This window comes from Nocardia sp. NPDC006982 (assembly GCF_042869435.1).
Classification (GTDB): Bacteria; Actinomycetota; Actinomycetes; order Mycobacteriales; family Mycobacteriaceae; genus Nocardia.
The window spans coordinates 1-1,371 of record NZ_JBIAFV010000090.1; the positions used below are offsets into that span (position 1 = coordinate 1).

Below are 1,371 nucleotides of genomic sequence, written 5' to 3' on the forward strand. Positions count from 1 at the left end.
TAGTACTCCAGCCGCACTTAGTTATGTTGTGCGGTATCGTGTTTCGTTGTGTCGGTTGATGGGGATCTGGCTGCGTGGGTGGCTGGGTTGGATGATTTGTTCGGGCGTGTTGCGGGCCGGTTCTATCGTGCGGAGCCGCGGTTGCGGGCACGGATGTATGTGCGGGGGTTGTTGGCGCCGTTGGCTGGGAAGAACGGCTGGACGTTGGCCGAGGCTGCGGGTGAGCTGACCCCGGACGGTATGCAGCGGCTGTTGAACAAGGCGGCGTGGGATGTTGATGGGGTGCGTGATGATCTGCGTGACTACGCGGTGCGTTATCTCGGTGATCGGGATGGTGTGTTGATCGTCGACGAGACCGGGTTCATCAAGAAGGGCACCAAATCTGCTGGGGTGCAACGACAATACTCGGGGACGGCGGGTCGGATCGAGAACAGTCAGCTCGGGGTGTTCTGTGCTTATGCCAGTGCGCGGGGGCGCACGTTGATCGACAGGGAGTTGTATCTGCCGAAGTCGTGGATCGCGGATCCGGATCGTTGTCGTGAGGCAGGAGTGCCGGAGGAGATCGAGTTCGCGACCAAGACGGTACTGGCGAAACAGATGCTGGCGCGGGCTTTCGATGCTGGAGTTCCGGCGCGATGGGTGACCGCTGACGAGGCATACGGTGGTGACTATAAGTTTCGTACCTGGCTCGAAGAACGACGCGTCGGCTACGTGGTCGCGGTACCGCGCACCCAGACGATCCCGGTCACGGCCGGCTGCACTCGCGCCGATCAGCTGGTCGCTCGAGCGCCCGAGCAGGCATGGAAACGGCTGAGTTGCGGTGCCGGTGCCAAAGGGCCGCGACTGTTCGACTGGGCGGTGGCCTCGTTGCTGGCTTTGGAGTTCACGACCCCCACGGGGTGGGGCCGATGGCTGCTCGCACGCCGCGCCTTGACACCGAATGCCAAGGGAGAGTTGGAGATTGCCTATTACATGTGTTGCGCGCCCACCGGCACCACCGATGAGGAATTGATCCGGGTCGCCGGTGGCCGGTGGGCGATCGAGGACTGCTTCCAAACCGCGAAAACCGAGGTCGGGCTCGACCACTACCAGGTCCGCCGTTACGACGCCTGGTACCGCCACATCACCCTGGCCATGCTCGCCCACACCTACCTCGCCGTCACCGCCGCCATCTCCCCAAAAGCGTTGGCAGCGGCCTCATCTCGCTCACCCTCGGAGAAATCCGTCGTCTACTGGCACACGTGATCACCCACGCCCTCGACAACACAGCGGCCTGGAAGTGGTCCATCTGGCGGCGACGCCACCAATACCGGGCACGGCAAGCCCACTACCAGCGACGACACCGATCACATAACTAAGTGCGGCTGGAGT

General features: G+C 62.9%; 1 protein-coding gene. It reads left to right on the top strand.

Going from position 1 to position 1,371, the window contains the following annotated elements:
• Positions 1-48: 48 nt before the first annotated feature.
• Complete coding sequence (locus ACFYOW_RS49630; RefSeq protein WP_387299183.1) at positions 49-1,245, top strand: IS701 family transposase; 1,197 nt, start codon at positions 49-51, stop codon at positions 1,243-1,245.
• The last annotated feature ends 126 nt before the right edge of the window (positions 1,246-1,371 follow it).